General features: G+C 45.4%; 3 protein-coding genes. 1 reads left to right on the top strand and 2 read right to left on the bottom strand.

Going from position 1 to position 3019, the window contains the following annotated elements; genetic code table 11:
* The coding region (locus F6K49_RS38750; RefSeq protein WP_293105797.1) for a hypothetical protein at positions 1-197 on the bottom strand (197 nt) is incomplete at its 3' end.
* A 277-nt stretch (positions 198-474) separates the two neighbouring features.
* On the opposite strand from F6K49_RS38750, the gene gcvT reads away from it, so the two are divergent.
* A complete protein-coding gene (gene gcvT, locus F6K49_RS38745; RefSeq protein ID WP_293105794.1) occupies positions 475-1632 on the top strand; it encodes a glycine cleavage system aminomethyltransferase GcvT in 1158 nt (385 codons plus the stop codon).
* Positions 1633-1748: 116 nt separating this feature from the next.
* Here the strand turns inward: gcvT and F6K49_RS38740 are convergent, their stop codons facing one another.
* On the bottom strand, positions 1749-2189 hold the full coding sequence (locus F6K49_RS38740) for a DUF4079 domain-containing protein (RefSeq protein ID WP_293051049.1): 441 nt from the start codon (positions 2187-2189) through the stop codon (positions 1749-1751).
* Between the last annotated feature and the right edge of the window lie 830 nt (positions 2190-3019).

Raw genomic sequence — 3019 nt, 5'->3', positions numbered from 1 at the left:
GGAAAACCGGATATCAATCCGCTTTCAATCATCAAACCAATCCCGGCATTAATCACAACTAAGCTTAAGGTTCCTAACCAAAACCAAGGCTCTCCTTCAATTCTTTTAGAAACGGCTTCTCCAAATAAGCATAAGCCTAAGGGAAAAAGCAGAACTCCAACTTGAGATTTGATATACCAAATTACTTTTTTGTTCATGAGAGTGGGATAGTGTTTACCAATACAATATAGTAGCTTAATGGTGATAAATTTAAAAGTGGCGCGTTTACCAACTGTTTAACAACTGTTGTTAATAAAACGCGAAATTGTAACGGGCAAGATGCCCATTCCACATTGTGCTACACGGGCAAGATGCCCATTCCACATTGTGCTACACGGGCAAGATGCCCATTCCACATTGTGCTACGGGAACCCATGGGATTATACCAGATAGATGTTACACTTACCTGATAACTGAACACCATTATTAAAACCCGTGGCAAATTCCCCAGGATCTCCAGAGTCCCAATCCGAAACCCCTAAATTGGCTCGCACTCCCCTATTTGACCAGGTGGTAGCACAAAATGCCCGCTTGACAGCTTTTGCGGGTTGGGAAATGCCAGTACAATTTAGCGGCTTGAAAAAAGAACATGCTGCAGTACGAACTGCTGTCGGAATTTTCGACATCTCCCATATGGGTAAGTTTGCTTTTCATGGTAAGCAACTACGGGAGCAATTGCAGTCTCTAGTACCTTCAGATTTAACCCGCTTGCAACCAGGTCAAGCTCAATACACGGTGTTGTTAAATCCGAATGGTGGCATCATTGATGACATTATCTTCTACTACCAAGGTGAGGAGGAGTCTGGGGAGCAGCGGGGGATGATGATTGTTAATGGAGCAACCTGCACCAAAGACAAAGACTGGTTGTTAGCTAACCTGGATACTGATTTAGTTACCTTACAAGACCTTTCAACATCCAAAGTGTTGATCGCAGTACAGGGACCATTAGCTATATCACATCTTCAGCCATTTGTCAAAGAAGCCTTAGCACCAGTCAAAGCGTTTGGACATCTAGAGGCAACGGTGTTGGGAAAACCGGCATTTATTGCTAGAACCGGTTACACGGGGGAAGATGGATTTGAGCTGATGCTAGACCCAGATGTGGGAATAGAGCTGTGGCTGACACTTTTAGAGTCTGGTGTCACTCCCTGTGGTTTAGGTGCCAGAGATACCCTGCGCCTAGAAGCGGCAATGGCACTCTACGGACAAGATATAGATGATACCACTACACCCTTAGAAGCTGGGTTAGGTTGGCTAGTGCATCTTGATAGCAAAGGAGACTTCATCGGACGCTCGGTGCTAGAGCAACAAAAAGCAACGGGGATCGAACGCAAGCTAGTTGGGATCCAGATGCAAGGACGGCAGATTGCTCGCCATGGTTACCCAGTCCTAGCTGATGGTGAGGTGGTAGGAGTTGTCACTAGTGGTACATTAGCACCAACCTTAGGAAATGCGATCGCACTAGCCTATGTTCCCAAAAAGTTGGGCAAAGTTGGACAGCAGCTGGAAGTAGAAATCCGGGGTAAATCCTATCCTGCCCTTGTGGTCAAGAAGCCTTTTTATCGTTCTGAAAGTCGTCCATCCGCTAAGTAAAGGCATCCATGGCTGACAAATAACCTTAAACTTTCAACTTTCAACTTTCAACCAACTTTCAACTTTCAACTTTCAACTTTCAACTTTCAAAATCTAAACTAACAATTAACAAAGGACTAATGCCTCATATATTTCTGGACAACTTCCCAACCAGTAAGGGAAACCCAGGTAAATCCCACTAGCAAGGCAATGTTGGTAGCAACATGAACAGCCTTTGCTAAGGGTTGTTGAGGACTAATTTGGGTAGCACTAAAGGCTGAGAGCAACACCAGTGCTACCACAGACCATCCAGCAATTAAGTGGGCTGAATGACCTAGATTACCGTAATGGCCGATGGTCCCTACTAAACCAATTCCCAGCAGAACCAAGACTAGAGCGACCATGATCCAGCCAATGATGTAGTGCAGAGGGCGTAACCAAGTCGGTCGTGGACGTCCGGAGTTACGTTGATAAAACGCAATGCTGCCGGTGATTGCCAGGAGTACATAGGCACATAGGGATAAACCCATTGACCAAGCCGCAATTTTCCAGAGCCAGAGAAAAGAAGGGAGATTCACAGGGTGATAGGGTGATGGAGTGATGGGGTGACGGGGTGATGGAACAGAATCTCAATATCTGTTCAAGATCTGTTCTTGTTCACTTTTCAATTACTCTTGCTATGGTTACAGACCAAGTGACAAGTTACAAGTCTAGCACTATAGCCTATTTAGCTTGAACTCTCAACCTAACCGACAAGGGACGCCTGGGCAATAACAACCAAACAACCAAACAACCTTCAACCTTCAACCAGACAACCTTCAACCAAACAACCTTCAACCAGAAAACCTTGGCCTTTTGGCCTTTCGACCACGCTACGCGAACGGCCACGCGATCGCGTTCAACCAGACAACCAATGAAAAATGGGTTACTTCTGTTGTAAGCAACCCCAAAGTATAGATTATAGTAAGTGACAGCTCCTACACTGACTCTGCTCTTACAGAGCCGGTCCGCGAACGATTTCAGTGTAGGCTTCCCAGCCAATCCGGGCATCCCTTAGGAGGCGCTGGGCTTTAAGAACGGACTGCCCTGCCGCTCTGTTTTCTTGGTCTTTTTTTTAAGAGTGTTTTGCTGACAAACCAGCATTTTCGGCTTTGTTTACCAGTAAATATATTATAGCAATTCCATGCATACCCTGTGCAAAATTCATCCCACACCTAATGCGCAGCATTAGGTGTGGGATGAATTTTGCCGGACAGCTAAACCGCGCTAACCAGCCTAGGCAATTTTTCAGTTAACACTCTTTGAGTATCAACTGTTTCTGGATGTGCTTTGATATCCGCAGGTTTGGCTGATTCGGCGGAAACAGCATAGCCATAAGCATTACCACTTTGGCTAAACAATAAGCGGT

This window comes from Moorena sp. SIO3I6, assembly GCF_010672095.1.
This window is presented reverse-complemented; position numbering and strand designations above follow the sequence as displayed.